At 71.9% G+C, this 18,055-nt stretch carries 19 protein-coding genes; 3 read left to right on the forward strand and 16 right to left on the reverse strand.

Going from position 1 to position 18,055, the window contains the following annotated elements; all coding sequences use genetic code 11:
• Position 1: 1 nt before the first annotated feature.
• Positions 2-757, reverse strand: coding sequence for a pseudouridine synthase (locus ACEN8D_RS05385; RefSeq protein WP_413399233.1), 756 nt, complete (start codon positions 755-757; stop codon positions 2-4).
• A 234-nt stretch (positions 758-991) separates the two neighbouring features.
• Here ACEN8D_RS05385 and ACEN8D_RS05390 point away from each other — a divergent pair, with 234 nt between their 5' ends.
• Positions 992-1,822 (forward strand): hypothetical protein, encoded by an 831-nt coding sequence (locus ACEN8D_RS05390; RefSeq protein ID WP_495601189.1) that lies wholly within the window; start codon positions 992-994, stop codon positions 1,820-1,822.
• An 85-nt stretch (positions 1,823-1,907) separates the two neighbouring features.
• On the opposite strand, the gene scpB is transcribed toward ACEN8D_RS05390, so the two are convergent.
• The 9 genes from scpB to ACEN8D_RS05435 form a co-directional block, all read right to left on the reverse strand.
• Positions 1,908-2,597: an SMC-Scp complex subunit ScpB gene (gene scpB, locus ACEN8D_RS05395; protein ID WP_254789341.1), complete on the reverse strand. Its 690-nt coding sequence runs from the start codon at positions 2,595-2,597 to the stop codon at positions 1,908-1,910.
• Positions 2,587-3,507 (reverse strand): segregation and condensation protein A, encoded by a 921-nt coding sequence (locus tag ACEN8D_RS05400; RefSeq protein WP_413461597.1) that lies wholly within the window; start codon positions 3,505-3,507, stop codon positions 2,587-2,589. Before ACEN8D_RS05400 ends, scpB begins: the two co-directional genes overlap by 11 nt.
• Positions 3,491-4,369, reverse strand: coding sequence for a ParA family protein (locus ACEN8D_RS05405; protein WP_070416496.1), 879 nt, complete (start codon positions 4,367-4,369; stop codon positions 3,491-3,493). The genes ACEN8D_RS05400 and ACEN8D_RS05405 overlap by 17 nt, the downstream gene beginning before the upstream one ends.
• Before the next feature lie 107 nt (positions 4,370-4,476).
• Positions 4,477-5,313 (reverse strand): SseB family protein, encoded by an 837-nt coding sequence (locus ACEN8D_RS05410; protein ID WP_413399253.1) that lies wholly within the window; start codon positions 5,311-5,313, stop codon positions 4,477-4,479.
• Positions 5,314-5,317: 4 nt separating this feature from the next.
• Positions 5,318-6,064, reverse strand: coding sequence for a bifunctional 1-(5-phosphoribosyl)-5-((5-phosphoribosylamino)methylideneamino)imidazole-4-carboxamide isomerase/phosphoribosylanthranilate isomerase PriA (gene priA / locus ACEN8D_RS05415; RefSeq protein WP_071295438.1), 747 nt, complete (start codon positions 6,062-6,064; stop codon positions 5,318-5,320).
• A 63-nt stretch (positions 6,065-6,127) separates the two neighbouring features.
• Positions 6,128-6,769, reverse strand: coding sequence for an imidazole glycerol phosphate synthase subunit HisH (gene hisH / locus ACEN8D_RS05420; RefSeq protein WP_413399252.1), 642 nt, complete (start codon positions 6,767-6,769; stop codon positions 6,128-6,130).
• Complete coding sequence (gene hisB, locus ACEN8D_RS05425; RefSeq protein WP_309779094.1) at positions 6,766-7,368, reverse strand: imidazoleglycerol-phosphate dehydratase HisB; 603 nt, start codon at positions 7,366-7,368, stop codon at positions 6,766-6,768. The genes hisH and hisB overlap by 4 nt, the downstream gene beginning before the upstream one ends.
• Entirely contained in the window at positions 7,365-8,489 is a 1,125-nt protein-coding gene (locus tag ACEN8D_RS05430) for a histidinol-phosphate transaminase (RefSeq protein WP_413399251.1), read from the reverse strand. The genes hisB and ACEN8D_RS05430 overlap by 4 nt, the downstream gene beginning before the upstream one ends.
• 52 nt (positions 8,490-8,541) lie before the next feature.
• The gene (locus ACEN8D_RS05435; RefSeq protein ID WP_070416501.1) at positions 8,542-8,907 is read right to left on the reverse strand and encodes a LysM peptidoglycan-binding domain-containing protein; all 366 of its coding nucleotides are present in this window, start codon (positions 8,905-8,907) and stop codon (positions 8,542-8,544) included.
• Between the two features lie 237 nt (positions 8,908-9,144).
• Between ACEN8D_RS05435 and lexA the strand changes: the two genes are divergently transcribed.
• A complete protein-coding gene (lexA, locus tag ACEN8D_RS05440) occupies positions 9,145-9,789 on the forward strand; it encodes a transcriptional repressor LexA (RefSeq protein WP_413399250.1) in 645 nt (214 codons plus the stop codon).
• A 235-nt stretch (positions 9,790-10,024) separates the two neighbouring features.
• Here the strand turns inward: lexA and hflX are convergent, their stop codons facing one another.
• The gene (gene hflX / locus ACEN8D_RS05445) at positions 10,025-11,563 is read right to left on the reverse strand and encodes a GTPase HflX (RefSeq protein WP_070419127.1); all 1,539 of its coding nucleotides are present in this window, start codon (positions 11,561-11,563) and stop codon (positions 10,025-10,027) included.
• A 61-nt stretch (positions 11,564-11,624) separates the two neighbouring features.
• On the opposite strand from hflX, the gene ACEN8D_RS05450 reads away from it, so the two are divergent.
• The gene (locus tag ACEN8D_RS05450; protein WP_071301669.1) at positions 11,625-12,239 is read left to right on the forward strand and encodes a class I SAM-dependent methyltransferase; all 615 of its coding nucleotides are present in this window, start codon (positions 11,625-11,627) and stop codon (positions 12,237-12,239) included.
• A gap of 370 nt (positions 12,240-12,609) precedes the next feature.
• Here the strand turns inward: ACEN8D_RS05450 and dapF are convergent, their stop codons facing one another.
• The 5 genes from dapF to recA are packed head-to-tail and all read right to left on the reverse strand — an operon-like array spanning position 12,610 to position 17,893.
• Positions 12,610-13,500, reverse strand: coding sequence for a diaminopimelate epimerase (dapF, locus tag ACEN8D_RS05455; RefSeq protein ID WP_336697874.1), 891 nt, complete (start codon positions 13,498-13,500; stop codon positions 12,610-12,612).
• Entirely contained in the window at positions 13,497-14,447 is a 951-nt protein-coding gene (gene miaA, locus ACEN8D_RS05460) for a tRNA (adenosine(37)-N6)-dimethylallyltransferase MiaA (RefSeq protein WP_495601190.1), read from the reverse strand. The genes dapF and miaA overlap by 4 nt, the downstream gene beginning before the upstream one ends.
• Complete coding sequence (gene miaB, locus ACEN8D_RS05465; RefSeq protein ID WP_495601191.1) at positions 14,434-15,933, reverse strand: tRNA (N6-isopentenyl adenosine(37)-C2)-methylthiotransferase MiaB; 1,500 nt, start codon at positions 15,931-15,933, stop codon at positions 14,434-14,436. The genes miaA and miaB overlap by 14 nt, the downstream gene beginning before the upstream one ends.
• A 29-nt stretch (positions 15,934-15,962) precedes the next feature.
• Positions 15,963-16,829, reverse strand: coding sequence for a regulatory protein RecX (locus tag ACEN8D_RS05470; protein ID WP_413399110.1), 867 nt, complete (start codon positions 16,827-16,829; stop codon positions 15,963-15,965).
• Positions 16,826-17,893, reverse strand: a complete 1,068-nt coding sequence (recA, locus tag ACEN8D_RS05475; RefSeq protein ID WP_070416506.1) for a recombinase RecA — start codon at positions 17,891-17,893, stop codon at positions 16,826-16,828. The genes ACEN8D_RS05470 and recA overlap by 4 nt, the downstream gene beginning before the upstream one ends.
• Between the last annotated feature and the right edge of the window lie 162 nt (positions 17,894-18,055).

Raw genomic sequence — 18,055 nt, forward strand, 5'->3', positions numbered from 1 at the left:
GTCAGTCCGAGGACTCGTCGCCGTCCGAGGCCTGGGGGGAACCCTTCGCCTCACGGGCGATGCGGAGGAGCGAACCGAGCTCGACCGTCGACAGCTCACGGGTCTTGCCGATCGGCAGGGAGCCCAGGTGCAGCGGCCCGAACGACCGCCGGACCAGTTCGAGGACGGGGTGGTCGACCTCGTCGAGCATGCGGCGCACGATCCGGTTGCGACCGGAGTGCAGCGTGATCTCGACGAGCGACTCCCCCCGCGACGACTCGAGCAGGCGGACCTTGTCGGCCGCGATCGGACCGTCCTCGAGCTCCACACCGTCGAGCAGCCGCTGCACCGTCGCGGGGTTCACGTTGCCGCGCACCTTCGCGATGTACGTCTTCGTCACCCCGAACGACGGGTGCGCCAGGACGTGCGCGAGGTCCCCGTCGTTCGTCAGCACGAGCAGCCCGGACGTCTCGGTGTCGAGCCGCCCGACGTTGAACAGGCGCTCCTCGTACCGGTCGACGTACTCGGACAGGTCACGACGTCCACGCTCGTCCTGCAGGCTCGAGACCATGCCGGTCGGCTTGTTGAGCAGCACGTAGCGGCGCGAGCTGTCGATCTGCACCGGGACGCCGTCCACCGCGATCTGGTCGGTCTCGGGATCGACACGCCGGCCGAGCGCGTCGACGACCTCGCCGTTGACCGTCACGCGGCCCTCGACGATCAGGTTCTCCGCGACGCGGCGAGATGCCACGCCCGCAGCGGCGATCACCTTCTGCAGGCGCTCCCCCTCTGCCTGGAGGCGCGGCGCGGCCCCGGCGGTCGCCGTCCCGTCCGCCGCGTCCCAGTCCGGGATGATCGGGCGCTCGGGCGTGCCCTCGAGCGGCTGGCCCTGCTGGTCGCGGGCCCCCTCGGGCTGCGGGGTGGTGCGGCGGTCGGTGCCGCGCGGGCCGGTGTTCCGGGGCCGGTCGCCGTTGCGCGCCGTGGTGGTTCCGCCGACGTAGCGTCGGCCGTTGTGCCACACCGTGCTGGGTCGGCCGTCCGGGGCACGGCGGTCCTCGCGGGCCGGGTCGCGGCGGCGGTCGTCGTCGCGACGGGGAGCGTCACGACGGTCGTCACGCCGATCGTCACGGCCGCGGTACCCACCGGACGCGGGGCGCTCGTCACGACCCCGGTACCCGCCGCGGTCGTCGTCACGGCGGTTGAAGCCGCCGCGGTCGCTGCCGCGGCGGTCGTCCTCGCGGCCGACGAACCGACCCCGGTCTCCCCCGCGGTCGTCGCGACCCCGGTACCCGCCGCCGGACGCCGGACGCTCGTCGCGGCCGCGGTACCCACCACCCGAGGACGGACGCTCGTCACGCCCGCGGTAGCCACCGCGGTCATCGTCACGGCGCGGGGCATCACGGCGGTCGTCACGACCCCGGTACCCGCCGCCAGTCGACGGACGGTCGTCACGGCCCCGGTACCCGCCACCGGACGCCGGACGCTCGTCACGCCCGCGGTACCCACCGCGGTCATCGTCACGGCGGGGAGCATCACGGCGGTCGTCACGACCCCGGTACCCGCCGCCAGTCGACGGACGGTCGTCACGGCCGCGGTACCCGCCGCCAGTCGACGGACGGTCGTCACGGCCGCGGTAGCCCCCGCGGTCGTCGTCACGCCGGCCGGACCCCGCACGGTCGTCACGACCCCGGTACCCACCGCCAGAGGACGGACGGTCGTCACGGCCCCGGTACCCACCGGAAGCAGGACGCTCGTCACGCCCGCGGTAGCCTCCGCGCTCGTCGCGACCAGCGCCCTCGGCCCGGCCACCCGCGCGGCCGGAGCCGGCGGTGCGGTCGCGTGACGCGCCTCCAGGCCCACCCGCGCCGTCCCGGCGACCCGCGCCGTCCCGGCCCGCGCCGCCTCGTGAGCCGCCTCGTCGTTCTTCCTCATACGCGGCCATCGGGGATCCCTTCGTTCTGCTCGAAGCCGCCGGCACCGTCGTCCAGGAGGGGCGAGATGAGCGGCAGCTCGTCGAGCGAGTTGATGCCGAGCTGCTGCAGGAGCAGGTCGGACGTGACGTAGTTGATGGCGCCGGTCTCGGCGTCGGTGAACGACTCCTCGATGAGGCCGCGCGCGACGAGCGTGCGGACGACGCCGTCGACGTTGACGGCGCGGATCGAGGCGATCTGCGACCGGGTGATCGGCTGCTTGTACGCGACGACCGCGAGGGTCTCGAGCGCGGCCTGCGACAGGCGGGAGGGGCGTTCGGCCTCGACGAACTGCTCGACGACGTCGTCGAGGTCCTGCCGGACGTAGAAACGCCAGCCGCCGCCGACCTCGCGGAGTTCGAACCCGCGGCGGATCGTGCCGTCGACCCCGTCGAAGTCCGCCACGAGACGCTCGATGGCCTGCCGGACGACGGGGACGGGAGCCCCCACGGCCGCGCCGAGGGACACGAGCGACTGGGGTTCGTCGGCGATCATGAGGATCGCCTCGAGCTGTCGGTCGACGGGGATCTCCGGCCGGGCCGCACGCTCGTGCGCCTCGTGGATCTCGCGCTCGATCGCGCGGGCGTCGGCCATCTCGTCGGCGCCGCCGGGTTCGGCACTGGACGTGTCGTGCACGTCATCCGTCATAGTCGGCTCCCAGGTTGGCGAGGCTCTCGTCGGACCAGTCCTCGGCGGTCCAGCGCAGCGTCAGCTCCCCGAGCGGTTCGAACTGTTCGAACGAGATGGATGCGTTCCGGTACAGCTCCAGGATCGCGAGGAAGCGAGCCACCACGATACCCGTCTCCGAGACGCCGGCGACCAGTTCGCGGAACGAGACGTCCTCGTCGGCACGCGTGCGGAGGATCGAGACGACGATCGCGGCCTGCTCCCGGATGCTGACGAGCGGGGCGTGCAGGTGGTCGAGTCCGACCGTGGGGAGCTCCCGCGGCGCGAACGCCAGGGTCGCCAGCGCGGCGAAGTCCTGCACCGACAGGGTCCAGACGAGCTCGGGGGTCCGGGCGCGGAACCGCTCCTCGAGCCGGACGCTCCGCACGTGGCGTCGGGACTCGGTCAGCCAGCGGGAGCCGAACCAGTCGGCGGCCTGCTTGAACGCCCGGTACTGCAGCAGTCGGGCGAACAGGAGGTCGCGGGCCTCGAGCAGGGCGACGTCCTCGGCGTCGACGAGCTCACCCTGCGGCAGGAGTCCGGCGATCTTGAGGTCGAGCAGCGTGGCGGCGACGACGAGGAACTCGCTGGCCTCGTCGAGTTCGTCCTGGGACTCGGCCTGGCGCACGTACTCGATGAACTCGCCCGTCACGGCGCCGAGCGAGACCTCGGTGATGTCGAGTTCGTGCTTCGTGATGAGCGAGAGGAGCAGGTCGAACGGGCCGTCGAAGTTGCGGAGCCGGACCCGGAAGCCGGCCGCGGTCTGCGTGCCGGCGGGGGCCGGCTGCCCGGCCGGTCCGGGGGCCGGCTGTCCGGGTGCCGGCTGCCCGGCAGGTCCGGGTGCCGACTGTCCGGCAGGTCCGGCAGGTCCGGGGTCAGGCGACGGCGCCACGCTCGACGAGCTCCCTGGCGAGCTGCCGGTACGCGTGTGCGGCCGCGTGGTCCGGCGCGGTCTGCGTGATCGGCCGCGCCGAGACCGTGGCGTCCGGGAACTTCACGGTCCGGCCGATGACGGTGTCGAGCACGCGGTCGTCGAAGGTGTCCACGACACGCTCCATGACCTCGCGCGAGTGCAGCGTGCGCGAGTCGTACATCGTCGCGAGGATCCCGTCGAGCTGCAGCGCCGGGTTGAGGCGGTCGCGCACCTTGTCGATCGTCTCGATGAGCAGCGCCACTCCACGCAGGGCGAAGAACTCGCACTCGAGCGGGATGAGGACGCCGTGCGCCGCCGTCAGGGCGTTCACGGTCAGCAGCCCGAGCGACGGCTGGCAGTCGACGAGGATCACGTCGTAGTCGTTCGCGACCTTCCGGAGCACGCTCGCGAGGATCTGCTCGCGCGCGACCTCGTTCACGAGGTGCACCTCGGCCGCGGAGAGGTCGATGTTCGCCGGGATCACGTCGAGGTAGGGCGTGTTCGTCGGCTGGATGACCTGGTTCGGGTCCTTGATCGACCCCATCAGCAGGTCGTAGACGGTGGGGATGTCGTGGGTCCGCACGCCGAGGCCGGCCGACAGCGCGCCCTGCGGGTCGAAGTCCACCGCGAGGACCTTGCGCCCGTACTCCGCCAGCGCCGCGCCGAGGTTGATCGACGTCGTGGTCTTGCCGACGCCGCCCTTCTGGTTGCACAGCGCGATGATGCGAGCGGGACCGTGGCCGTCGAGCTCCTCGGGCACCGCGAACTGCCGGACGGGCCGTCCGGTCGGACCGTAGGTGGTCTCGCCGGTTCCGGGGGTGGTCGTCGGGTTCGTGCTCACCCCGTCATCGTACCGGCGACCGGCCGCCGGGCCGGGCCGCACCGCCGGGCCGGGCCGCACCGCCGGGCCAGGCCGCACCGCCGCAGGTCGGGGCCAGGAGGCGCGACTCACGCTGGGCGCAGCGCCACCCGCATGCTGTCCACGCGTTCCGCGATGACGGCGTCCGCCGTCCAGCGCTGCTGCAGGCGCCCCACGAGCTCCTGCACCTGCGTCTGGTCGAGTCCGGGGTGGAGCGCCAGCCCCACCGTCAGTTCCGCACCGGCGAACCGTCCGAGCGGGTCCCCCGGGGCCAGCTCGACCCGCGCCACCGCACGCTCCCCCACGACGGAGTCGGCGAAGGCCCGCGCCACTTCCGGGTCCTCGAAGCAGGGTGTCCACGGCAGGTCCTGCCCGATCGCCCACACCGCGGGGCGACGGAGCACGAACTCGGTCGGCGCGGTCGGGTCGAGGACGACGAGCTGGGTCTCCTCGCTCGCCGCGGCCATGGCCACCCGCCGCGAGTCGGCCGGCACCGGTCGGGCGTCCGCGTCCCAGGAGCGCATCGCCTCGACGGAGGTGAAGGCGGGCATGACGCTGCGACCGTCCGGGCCGGCGACCGTCACGATGGAGAGCTCCTGCGTCTTGTCGACGAGCTTGCCGGCGTCGGTGTGCCCGATGTCTCCGGCCTCGGCGATGAGCGGGATGAGCAGCCGTGCGGTGCGGAGCGCGTCGACGACCGCCCGCTGCGACCCACCGTCCGGCAGGGCCGTGATCGCGGCGACGACGGCCGGGTCGGCCAGACCGTCGTCGTCGTCGAACGTCGTGTCGTGCTGGTCGAACGTGCGACCGGCCCAGGCGAAGCCCGCGGAGTCCGCCGCCCCACCAGGGGTGTGCGCGTCGTCCGGGCGCCCGTCACCCGCGGGCCCGTCGGGTCCGGTGCCGCGACCGTTCGAGATGCCCGCCACGCGCCTACTCCGAGGCGATGTCGAGCGCGGCCGGGAGCGTGAACGCCCCCGAGTAGAGCGCCTTGCCGATGATCGCGCCCTCGAGCCCGTGCGGCACGAGCTCGCGCAGTGCCCGGAGGTCGTCGAGCGTCGAGATCCCGCCGGAGGCCACGACGGGCTGGTCGGTGCGGTCGCAGACCTCGCGGAGGAGGTCGACGTTCGGGCCCTGCAGCGTGCCGTCCTTCGTCACGTCGGTCACGACGTACCGGGCGCAGCCGGCTTCCTCGAGGCGGTCGAGGACCTCCCACAGGTCGCCGGCGTCCTCCGTCCAACCCCGGCTGGCGAGGGTCGTGCCGCGCACGTCGAGCCCGACGGCGATCTGCTCGCCGTACGTCCGGATCACGCGGGCAGCCCACTCCGGGTCCTCGAGCGCGGCGGTGCCGAGGTTCACGCGTGCCGCACCGGTCGCGAGGGCTGCCTCGAGCGAGGCGTCGTCGCGGATGCCGCCGGAGAGCTCGACGGCGACGCCCTCGACCTCGCGGATGGCGTGCGCGATGACCTTGCGGTTGTCACCGCGGCCGAACGCCGCGTCGAGGTCGACGAGGTGGATCCACTCGGCACCCTGGTCACGCCATGTCCGGGCCGCCGTCACCGGGTCGCCGTAGGAGGTCTCGCTGCCGGCCTCGCCCTGGGTGAGGCGCACCGCCTGACCGTCGACGACGTCCACGGCGGGCAGCAGGACGAGGGGCGTGGTGGTGGAGAGCTCGGTCATGGTCCTGTCTTCGTTGCGGGGGTCGTCGGGCGCGTCGTCGTTCGCGACGTGTCGACGCGGGTCTCAGAGCGACTGCACCCAGTTGCGGAGCAGTCGGATGCCCGGCTCGCCGGACTTCTCGGGGTGGAACTGGGTGGCGGTGAGCGGACCGTTCTCGACCGCGGCGACGAAGCGCTGCCCGTGCTCGGCCCAGGTCAGGCGCGGCGCCCGGAACGGCCCGTACGCCTCGAGCGGGAAGTCGGTCACGCCGTACGAGTGCACGAAGTAGAAGCGCTCGTCGTGCAGGCCCTCGAACAACACCGAGTCCGCAGGAGCGTCGACCGTGTTCCACCCCATGTGGGGCAGGACGTCGGCCTGGATCTGCTCGACCGTGCCCGGCCACTGACCGAGCCCCTCGACGTCGGCACCGCGCTCGATGCCGCGCGAGAAGAGCACCTGCATGCCGACGCAGATACCGAGGACCGGACGGCCGCCGGCGAGACGGTGGTCGACGATCTCGCCGCCCCGGACGCCCTCGAGCTGCTCGACGACGGCTCCGAACGCCCCGACGCCGGGGACCAGCAGCCCGTCGGCCCGGAGCGCCGTCTGCTTGTCCGACGTCAGGGTGACGTCGGCGCCGGCGCGTTCGAGGGCCTTGGCGGCGGAGTGGACGTTGCCCGAACCGTAGTCGAGGACGACGACGTTCGGCTTCGCCCCGGCGGTCACAGCGTGCCCTTGGTGGACGGGATGCCGTCAACGCGGGGGTCGAGTTCGACCGCCGTGCGCATCGCCCGGGCGAATGCCTTGAACTCGGCTTCGGCGATGTGGTGCGGGTCGCGGCCCGCGAGCACGCGGACGTGCACCGTGATGCCGGCGTTGAAGGTGATCGCCTCGAACACATGGCGGACCATCGAGCCGGTGAAGTGGCCGCCGATCCGGTGGAACTCGAAGCCCGCGGGCTCGCCGGAGTGCACGAGGAACGGCCGGCCGGAGACGTCGACCACTGCCTGGGCGAGCGCTTCGTCGAGCGGCACGAGCGCGTCCCCGTACCGACCGATGCCGGCACGGTCACCGAGGGCCTGCTTGAGCGCCTGGCCGAGCACGATGCCTGTGTCCTCGACGGTGTGGTGGACGTCGATGTGGGTGTCGCCGGTCGACCGCACGCGGAGGTCGATGAGCGAGTGCTTGCTGAACGCCGTCAGCATGTGGTCGAAGAACGGCACGCTCGTCGAGATGTCGGACGTGCCGGTGCCGTCGAGGTCGAGTTCGAGTTCGATGCTCGACTCGCTCGTGCTCCGGCTGATCGTGGCAGTGCGCGCGGTCATGCTGCAACCCTAACCGGCGGCTGATCGGCGGCGACGCGGCGCATGGCGTCGAGGAACACGGTGGTCTCCTCTTCCGTGCCGGCGCTCACCCGCAGGTGGTTCGGGATGCCGAGGTCGCGCACGATGACGTCCTGCTCGAGCAGCGCTTCGAACGCGGCGTGCGGGTCGGCGACACCGCCGAACAGGACGAAGTTGGACCACGTCTCGTACGTGCGGTAGCCCATCGCCCGGAGTTCGGTCACCATGCGGTCACGCTGCTGCGTGATGTCGTCGACCATCGCGAGCATCGCGGGGGCGTGCCGGAGCGCCGCGACCGCCGCCGCCTGGGTCAGCGCGGAGAGGTGGTACGGCAGCCGGACGAGTCGGATCGCGTCGATGACGGCCGGGTGGGCGGCCATGTAGCCCACGCGGGCGCCGGCGAACGCGAACGCCTTGCTCATCGTTCGGGACACGATGAGACGCTCCCGCCCGGGCAGCAGGGTGAGGGCGCTCGGGGCGTCGGCGGGCATGAACTCGGCGTACGCCTCGTCGACCATCACGATGCCGTCGGTCGCGGCGTAGGCGGCCTCGATCGTCTCGATCGGGAGCGGCGTGCCCGTGGGGTTGTTCGGCCCGCAGAGGAACACGATGTCCGGCTGGTGCTCACGGATGGCGGCCACCACGGTCTCGGGCGCGATGCGGAACTCGTCGTCGCGCTGCGCCGGGATCCAGGTCGTGCCGGTGCCCGACGCGAGGAGCGAGTGCATCGAGTAGGTCGGAGGGAACCCGAGCACGGTGCGGCCCGGCCCACCGAAGGCCTGGAGCAACTGCTGGAGCACCTCGTTCGAGCCGTTCGCCGCCCAGATCTGCTCCGGCCCGAGCGCCTGCCCCGGCGCGAGGTCTCGCTGGAGGTAGTCCGCGAGGGACTGCCGCAGCTCGGTGAACTCACGGTCGGGGTAGCGGTTCACGGTCGTCAGCGCCTGGCGGATCGACGACACGATGTCCTCGGCGACGTCGGCCGGCACCGGATGCGTGTTCTCGTTGACGTTGAGCTGCACTCGCACGTGCTTCTGCGGAGCGCCGTACGGGCTCTGCCCGCGCAAGTCGTCTCGGATCGGGAGGTCTTCGAGCGTGAATGCCACCGATCCATCGTAGGCCGCTCGAACGGCATGGTGACCGGCCGTCCGGACGGTGCTAGTGCGCGGCGGTGTACTGCGCCGGGATCGAGATCTCCTGCCCGGCCTGCAGCCCGGAGCCGTCGAGCGCGTTTAGGCTGACGACGTCCTGCACGAAGTCGCGCGGGTCGGCGTTCGGGGCGGTCTCTTCCGCCAGCTGCCAGAGCGTCTCGCCCGGCTGGATGGTCACGGTCTCGAAGTGGGCGTGCGACTCGGTGTTGCCGGCCGATGCCTGTCCGCCGTTCAGCACGGCGAGTGCCACACCGATCAGCAGTGGGATCGCAGCGAGCGTCGTCAGGACGACCCGGCCGCGACGCGTGAGGCGCAGGCGTGTACGCACGGCGGGCGCGGTGCGCTGGATGTCAGCGATGGCGATGGTGCTCATGTCGTTCTTGCCTTCCCGTTCGGGTGAACCGAAGTCCTGTACCGAACATAGTTTCGAATGACGAGCCGCACAAGTCCTGCGCGGAGATTTCTGGGGGGTTTTCTGCCGACACGCTCGAACAGGTGTTTGTCCGGCGATGACCGGTCGGATACTGTTTCGATCGACTGGGACAAGTCAAGCGGGCACCACCGACATTCCCGCGGGCACGGTCCCGGCACCGACGAAGGGCGAGACGACGTGGCGGACGAACTGCGGGGCCAGAAGCCGCTGACGGCGAAGCAGCAGGCGATCCTCGACGCGATCCGTGCGTCGATCGCCAGCCGGGGCTACCCGCCGAGCATGCGCGAGATCGGTGACGCCGCGGGCTTGTCCTCGCTGTCGAGCGTCTCGCACCAGCTCGGCCAGCTCGAGCTCGGCGGGTGGATCCGCCGCGACCCGAACCGCCCCCGCGCGCTCGAGGTCCTCGTCGACGAGCCGACCCCCGACGTCGAGGGCCCGGACGTCGACGCGACGACGCTCGTCCCGCTCGTCGGTCGGATCGCCGCCGGTGTGCCGATCACGGCCGAGCAGCACGTCGACGAGATCGTGCCGCTCCCCCGGCAGCTCGTCGGCACGGGTGACCTCTTCATGCTCAAAGTCGTGGGCGAGTCGATGATCGACGCCGCGATCTGCGACGGCGACTGGGTGGTCGTCCGGGCGCAGCAGACGGCCGAGAACGGTGACATCGTCGCCGCCATGCTCGACGAGGAAGCGACCGTCAAGGTCTTCCGCCAGCGGGACGGCCACACGTGGCTGCTCCCCCGCAACACCGCGTTCGAGCCGATCCTCGGCGACGCGGCGACCGTGCTCGGCAAGGTCGTGGCGGTCCTCCGCTCGATCTGACGGCGCAGGCACAGGCGCCGCGTGCCTGTGCGCCGGGCACAACCAAAGCCGGTTCGAACCACACGATCACGTGGTTCGAACCGGCTTTCGTTGTGCGGCGCCGAACGGAACCGCGCAGCCGCGGTGGGTGCGGGGCGGGCGTGCGCCGCGCCTCCTGGACCGCACCGCGCGCGACCGCACCGCGCGTGACCGCGCGACCGCACTCCTCGCGCCGCGCGTCAGCGCAGGGCGCGCCTCAGGACGCGACGGGCGCGACCACGAACGGGTCGAGCTCCGCGACCTGCCGCTGGAACACGCGCACCCGCAGGCGCGTGCCGTCCTCGACGTAGTCGACGGTCTCGACCGCGCCCGCGTCGTGCAGCGACGACACCAGGTCACCGCGGTCGTACGGGACCACCACGGTGAGCTCGACGTCGGGTTCGGGGAGGCGGGCCTCGATCACGTCGAGGAGGTCCTGGATGCCCTCGCCCGTGCGCGCCGAGACGAACACCGCGTCCGGAACGAGGCCGACCAGGACGAGCCGCTGCGACTCGTCGATGAGGTCGGCCTTGTTGAAGGCGACGATCTCGGGGATCTCGCGGGCGCCGACGTCGCCGATGACCTCGCGCACGGTCGCCAGCTGGGCGGCCGGGTCGGGGTGCGAGCCGTCGACCACGTGCACGATGACGTCGGCCTCGCCGACCTCTTCGAGGGTGGAGCGGAACGCCTCGACGAGCTGGTGCGGCAGGTTGCGCACGAAGCCGACGGTGTCGACGAAGGTGAACTCGCGGCCCTTCGCGCTCTCGGTCCGGCGGACCGTGGCGTCCAGCGTCGCGAAGAGCTGGTTCTGGACGAGCACGCCCGCGCTCGTCAACCGGTTCAGCAGCGAGGACTTGCCCGCGTTGGTGTACCCGGCGATCGCGACGCTCGGGACGTCGTTGCGGTGTCGGTCGGCCCGCTTCGCCTCGCGCGCGGGGCGGAACCCGGCGATCTGGCGACGGAGCTTCGACATCCGGGTGTGGATGCGACGACGGTCGAGCTCGATCTTCGTCTCACCGGGACCACGCGAACCCATGCCCGCACCGCCGGAGACCTGGCCACCGGCCTGGCGGGACATCGACTCACCCCAACCGCGGAGTCGCGGCAGGAGGTACTCGAGTTGGGCGAGTTCGACCTGCGCCTTGCCCTCGCGGCTCTTGGCGTGCTGGCTGAAGATGTCGAGGATCACGGCCGTCCGGTCGATCACCTTGACCTTCACCACGTCCTCGAGCGCGCGGCGCTGGGACGGGGCGAGTTCGGTGTCGGCGATGACCGTGTCGGCGCCGGTGGCCTTGACGACCATCGCGAGCTCTTCGGCCTTGCCCTTGCCGAGGTACGTGGAGGGGTCGGGGTTCGGCCGGCGCTGCAGGAGCCCGTCGAGCACCACGGCACCCGCGGTCTCGGCAAGGGCGGCGAGCTCACGCAGGGAGTTCTCGGCGTCCGAGGCGTCGCCGTGCGGGTACACACCGATCAGGACGACCTGCTCGAGCCGGAGCTGCCGGTACTCGACCTCGGTGACGTCCTCGAGCTCGGTGGAGAGGCCGCCGACGCGGCGGAGGGCAGCCCGGTCTTCGCGGTCGTACTGGTCGCCGTCGCCCGTCCAGGCGTGGTCGTCGACCGATCGGGTCTGGATCGCCTGCGCGGGGGCGAAGATCGAAGAGCTCGCGCGGGAGTCGGCGTTGCGCAGGACCCGCTCGACGACACCAGCAGCGCTGTCGTCGGTGGTCTCTGCGTCTCGGTTCGTGGTGTCCGTCATCTTCTCCACAGGGTACCGCTCGGGGCCTCGGGACACACGGGGTTGCAGGTACGGTTCATCCATGGCGAACGACCACTACTTCTCCGCGAACCCGTCGTCGGACACCCGCGAACGCCAGATCCACGTCACCCTCGCCGGTCGCCCGCTCACGCTGACCACCGCCGCGGGGGTCTTCAGCCCGGACGGGCTCGACCGTGGCACGCGGGTGCTGCTCGGCTCGGTGCCGCCGCCCGCGCACGAGGGAGCACTGCTCGACGTCGGCTGCGGCTGGGGTCCGATCGCCATCACCATGGCCCTCGACTCCCCGGCCGCCCAGGTGTGGGGCGTCGACGTGAACGAGCGGGTGCTCGGTCTCGCCCGTGCGAACGCTGCTGCTGCGGGGGCCGACAACGTCACCGTCGCACTGCCGGACGAGGTACCGGCCGATCTACGGTTCCGGACGATCTGGTCGAACCCGCCGATCCGGGTGGGGAAGGACGAGCTGCACCAGATCCTGCTGACGTGGCTGCCCCGGCTCGAGGTCGGTGGGGACGCGTGGTTGGTCGTGTCGAAGGACCTCGGGGGCGATTCGCTGCAGCGGTGGTTGCGGGAGTCGCTCGACGCGGGGTTCCACGTGTCGCGGGCGTCGACGGACAAGGGGTTCCGGGTGCTGCGGGTGCACCGCGCGGCCGAGTAGGCGCCGCGGGCGCGCGTGCCGCCGGCGCGCGGGGCGCGGGGCGAGTGCCGCCGGACGCCGGCGCGCGGGGCGTGCCGCCGGCCGTCGGCGCGCGGGGCGCACGGCTGGCGCCTACGCGAGGCGCGCGGTCCGAGTGGAACCACGATTCCGACATCGAACCAGCGCGAGCACGCAGTTCGATGTCGGGAACGTGGTTCGAAGCGTCACGCGACCGGCCAGCGTGGCCAGCGCGCCGCGACCGGCCAGCGCGCAGCAGTCGGGGCGCGCGGCCGACCCGCTCGCCCGCACCGCGGCAGTGGCCAGGAGGCGCGACCCGCGTGACGAGCGTCAGCCAGCCGAACCGCACCTCCTGGCCGGATCCCCGCCCGGGTCAGACCGTCAGGTCACCCGAGAACACGAGTTCCGCGGGCCCGGACAACGCGACGTGCTCGCCGTCCTCCGCCGCGAAGATGCGCACCGTGACGACCCCACCCGGCACGCGCACGCGCCACGTGTCCGGCGCCCCGTTGCCTGCCCAGTACCGCGTCGCGAGGGCCGCGGCGACGGCCCCGGTGCCGCACGACAGGGTCTCGCCGCTGCCGCGCTCGTGGACGCGCATCGTGATCTGACCGACGCCGTCCTGCACGAGCGGGTCGCCCGGCAGCACGAACTCGACGTTCGCGCCGGCCGCGGGCACCGGATCGAGCACCGGCACGTACGTGAGGTCGACCTCGGCGAGCTCGTCCTCGGTCGCGACGGCGACCACCACGTGGGGGTTGCCGACGTCGATGCCGAGCCCGGGGCGTGCACCGTCGAGGTTCTTCGCCCGCACGAGCACGTCGTCCGCGCCACCGCCCTCGATCCCGAGCCCCCAGCGCCCGAGGTCGGCGGAGAAGCCGTTGGTCGTCCGCTGGATGTCGACGAGGCCCTTGCGGCTGCCGACCGTCAGGGTCTCGCCGGGGGTGAGGTCGACGAGCCCGGACTCCGTGAGGTAGCGCGCGAACACGCGGATGCCGTTCCCGCACATCTCGGCGACCGTGCCGTCGGCGTTGTGGTAGTCCATGAACCAGGTCGCCGCGGGGTCCTCGGCGACGAGCGCCTGCCCTTCCGGCAGCGCATCGGACCGGACCGCCCGGATGACGCCGTCGCCGCCGACACCGAACCGGCGGTCGGCGATGGCGCGGATCCGCTCGGGGGTCAGGTCGACCGACGCGTCGGGGTCGGCGAACAGGACGAAGTCGTTGCCGGTCCCCTGGCCCTTGGTGAAGTGCAGCTCGGTCACGGGACGATCCTACGGGCAGCCGCTGTCAGAGCCGCCCGATCGGCGCCGGTGACGTCGAGCAGCTCCGCGTCGGCGTACCGCCGGAACCACGACACCTGCCGGCGGGCGTACTTGCGCGTCGCGATGCCCGTCGCCTCGACCGCCTGGTCGACGGTCGCGTCCCCGCGGAGCACCTCGAGCGCCTGCGAGTACCCGATCGCCGCCCGCGCGGTCCGCCCCGACTCGAGGCCCTGCTCGCGCAGCCCACGGACCTCGTCCACGAGGCCGGCGTCGAACATGCGCGCCGCGCGCTCGTGCAGCGCGGCGACGAGCTGCGCTCGTTCGCGGTGCAGGTGCAGGATCCGAGCGGGTCGCCAGGCGCGGGGCGCGGACGGGAGGCTCGGCGTGACCACCTCGGATCGGCTCGCGATCTCGAGTGCACGGATCAACCTCCGCGGGTTGCGGGCGTCGATGGTCGCCGCGGCCGCCGGGTCCAGACCGCGGAGTCGTTCCAGCAGGATGCCCGGCCCGAGTTCCTCGTGCTCGCGCTCGAGGTGGGCGCGGAGTTCGGGGTCGGTCCCGGGGAACGCGAGGTCGAAGAGCACGGCCGAGACGTACAGCCCGCTGCCGCCGACGAGCAGGGCGATGTTCCCGCGGCCGTGGATGGCCTCGATCTCCGCCCGCGCATCACGCTGGTAGGCGGCGACACTGGCCTCGTCAGTGACGTCGAGCACGTCGAGCTGGTGGTGCGGGATGCCCCGGCGCTCCTCGACGCTGAGCTTCGCGGTGCCGATGTCCATGCCGCGGTAGAGCTGCATGGCGTCGGCGTTGACGATCTCGGCGGGGCGACCTGCGGCGCTGAGGCGTTCGGCGATCGCGATCCCGAGGTCGGACTTGCCGGTGCCGGTCGCCCCGGCGACCGCGATCAGGTCGCCGTCGCCGGGGCGCTCCTCGTCAGCGGCCGACACGGATGCTGGGCAGACCGAGCGACACCGGCCGCGGGCCGTCGGCGGCCCCGGCCGGGGCCGGCGTCGGGACGCCACAGCTCTCCGCCTGGGCACGGTCCCACGCGTCGCCGGCACGGGTGCGCCGGATCCGCAACGGTGCGTCCCCGTCGGCGATCAGGAAGTGCGGTGCTGAGCGGGTGACCTCGACGGTGACGACGTCCCCGGGGCGCGGCACTTCCGATCCGCCCGGCACCGAGAAGTGCACGAGCCGGGAGTCCTCGGCGCGGCCCGACAGCCGGTGCGTGGCGTCGTCCTTCTTGCCCTCGCCGGTGGCGACGAGGACCTGGACCGTGCGCCCGACCTGCTTCGCGTTCTCCTCTGCCGTGATGTGCTCCTGCAGGGCGACGAGGCGCTCGTACCGTTCCTGCACGACGTGCTTCGGCAGCTGCTCGTCCATCGTCGCCGCGGGCGTCCCCGGCCGGATCGAGTACTGGAACGTGAACGCCGAGGCGAACCGCGACTGCTCCACGACGCGCAGGGTGTCCTCGAATTCCGCGTCGGTCTCGCCGGGGAAGCCGACGATGATGTCCGTCGAGATCGCCGCGTGCGGGATCTTCGCCCGGACGCGGTCGAGGATGCCGAGGAACCGTTCGCTCCGGTAGCTGCGGCGCATCGCCTTGAGGACACGGTCCGACCCGGACTGGAGCGGCATGTGCAGCTGGGGCATCACGTTCGGCGTCTCGGCCATCGCGTCGATGACGTCGTCCGTGAAGGCGGCGGGGTGCGGGCTGGTGAACCGGACCCGCTCGAGGCCCTCGATCTGACCGGCGGCACGGAGCAGCTTGCCGAACGCCTGGCGGTCCCCGAACTCGACGCCGTAGGAGTTGACGTTCTGCCCGAGCAGGGTGACCTCGATCGCGCCGTCGTCGACGAGTGCCTGGATCTCGGCGAGCACGTCACCCGGGCGGCGGTCCTTCTCCTTGCCGCGCAGCGACGGCACGATGCAGAACGTGCAGGTGTTGTTGCAGCCGACCGAGATCGACACCCAGCCACTGTGCGTCGAGTCGCGCTTGGTCGGGAGGGTCGACGGGAAGACATTCAGCGACTCGAGGATCTCGATCTGCGCCTCGTCGTTGTGCCGGGCACGCTCGAGCAGCGTCGGCAGCGACCCCATGTTGTGCGTCCCGAAGACGACGTCCACCCACGGCGCCTTCTCGAGGATGACGTTCTTGTCCTTCTGCGCCAGGCACCCGCCGACCGCGATCTGCATGCCGGGGTGCTCGCGCTTGATGCCCGCGAGCTGCCCGAGGTTGCCGTACAGACGGTTGTCGGCGTTCTCGCGCACGGCGCACGTGTTGATGACGACCACGTCCGCCTGCTCGCCGTCGGCGGCGACGTACCCGGCGGCCTGGAGCGACCCGCTCAGTCGCTCGGAGTCATGCACGTTCATCTGGCACCCGTAGGTGCGGACTTGGTAGGTGCGGGGGCGCGCTGCGACGGTGGCCATGGTCGTCCCAGTGTAAAACCGTCGCGACGCTACTCGAAGCGGACGGAGCCGCGAGGTCCCGCCGGCGGACGCCCGCCGCCGTCGAGCGCACGCTCGACCGCGATCCGCACGATGCCGCCGTTGTAGCCCTTGCGCATCAGGAAGCCCGAGAGCCGTCGTTCCGCCGTCGCTCGGTCGAGCCCGCGGAGCTGCCCGGCACGCTTCTGCGCGAGGTCGATCGCCCGGACGAACTCGTCGTCCTCGTCGTCGGCGGCTGCCTCGAGCGCCGCGTCGATCGCGACCTGGTCGATGCCGCGGCGCCGCAGTTCGGCGACGACGCCCTGGCGCCCCAGACCCTTGCGGTCGTGGAGGCGGTCGACGAGGTCGGTCGCGAGCGCCACGTCGTCCACGAGTCCGACGCGGGTGAGCCGCTCGATCTCGTACTCGACGACGTCCGGGTCGAGGTCGTTCTTGGTCAGCATCGTGCGCAGCTCGGACTCGCTGACGCCCTTGCGACCGAGCGCACGCATGCTGAGCCGCTCGGCGTCGGCCCGCTGCTCGTCGATCGGCCGTGGGGCGTCCGCGGGGTCGAGTTCGGCACCGCCGTCGATCGCGAACACGGACGCCGTCGTGGCGTCTGCCGTCCGGTCGTCGTCGTAGCCGTCCTGCTCGGCACGGGCACTGCGGCCGCTGCCGTCACCGACGACGGGCGAGAGCCACTCCGCCTGTGCCCGAGCGCCCTGGATCGGCAGCGGGACCGGCGCGTCGGCGTCGGCTCCGCCGTGGTCCGTCACGGCATCCGTGTCGTCCGCCGTCGCCGGCCCAGCCGCGGATCGGCGACGGGACCGCGCACCGCGCGCACCGAACAGGTCGGTGACCGGTGCGAGGTCCTCGTCGCCGTCGTGGTCGGTCGTCACGCGCCCTTGCGCTCCGCGATCTTCGGCGCGATCGACTCGACGGGAGCCTCGACCGCCTCGGCCGACGCACCGCCGACACCGAGCTTGGCGAGGATCTTGCCCTCGATCTCAGCAGCGATCTCGGGGTTCTGGATCAGGAACGACCGCGAGTTCTCCTTGCCCTGCCCGAGCTGGTCGCCGTCGTACGTGTACCAGGCACCGGACTTCTTGACGATGCCGTGGTCGACGCCGAAGTCGAGCAACGAACCCTCGCGCGAGATGCCCGTGCCGTACAGGATGTCGAACTCGGCCTGCTTGAAGGGCGGGGCCATCTTGTTCTTGACGACCTTGACGCGGGTGCGGTTGCCGACCGCGTCGGTGCCGCTCTTGAGCGTCTCGATGCGACGGATGTCGAGGCGGACCGACGCGTAGAACTTGAGCGCCTTACCGCCAGCGGTGGTCTCGGGGCTGCCGAAGAACACACCGATCTTCTCGCGCAGCTGGTTGATGAAGATCATCGTGGTCTGCGTCTGGTTCAGGCCACCGGCGAGCTTGCGGAGTGCCTGCGACATGAGGCGCGCCTGCAGACCGACGTGCGAGTCACCCATCTCGCCCTCGATCTCGGCGCGGGGCACGAGCGCGGCGACGGAGTCGATGACGACGAGGTCGATGGAGCCGGAACGGACGAGCATGTCGGCGATCTCGAGCGCCTGCTCACCGGTGTCCGGCTGGGAGACGAGCAGCGCGTCGATGTCGACGCCGAGCTTCTTCGCGTACTCGGGGTCGAGCGCGTGTTCCGCGTCGATGAAGGCCGCGATGCCGCCGGCGCGCTGGGCGTTGGCGATGGCGTGCAGCGTCAGGGTCGTCTTACCCGACGACTCCGGGCCGTAGATCTCGATGATGCGGCCACGCGGGAGCCCACCGATGCCGAGCGCGACGTCGAGGGCGACCGAACCGGTCGGGATGGTGGCGACGGGGGCGCGCTCGTCCGAGCCGAGGCGCATGACCGTGCCCTTGCCGAACTGACGGTCGATCTGGGCGAGAGCGGTCTCGAGGGCCTTCTCGCGGTCCTGGGGTGAGGGCATGGTGTGCTTCCTTCGTGCTCGGTGTCGGCCGCCTGTAGGCTGTCGCGTCCACCCGGCCGGTGGTGCAGGGCCGGTGCTTCAGCGACAAGGCTTCGGGCTGTTCCCGTTGACTCGAACCTAGGGCGGGCCACCGACATCACTGCCGACGACCGCGCGATCTGT

This window comes from Curtobacterium sp. Curtsp22, assembly GCF_059492135.1.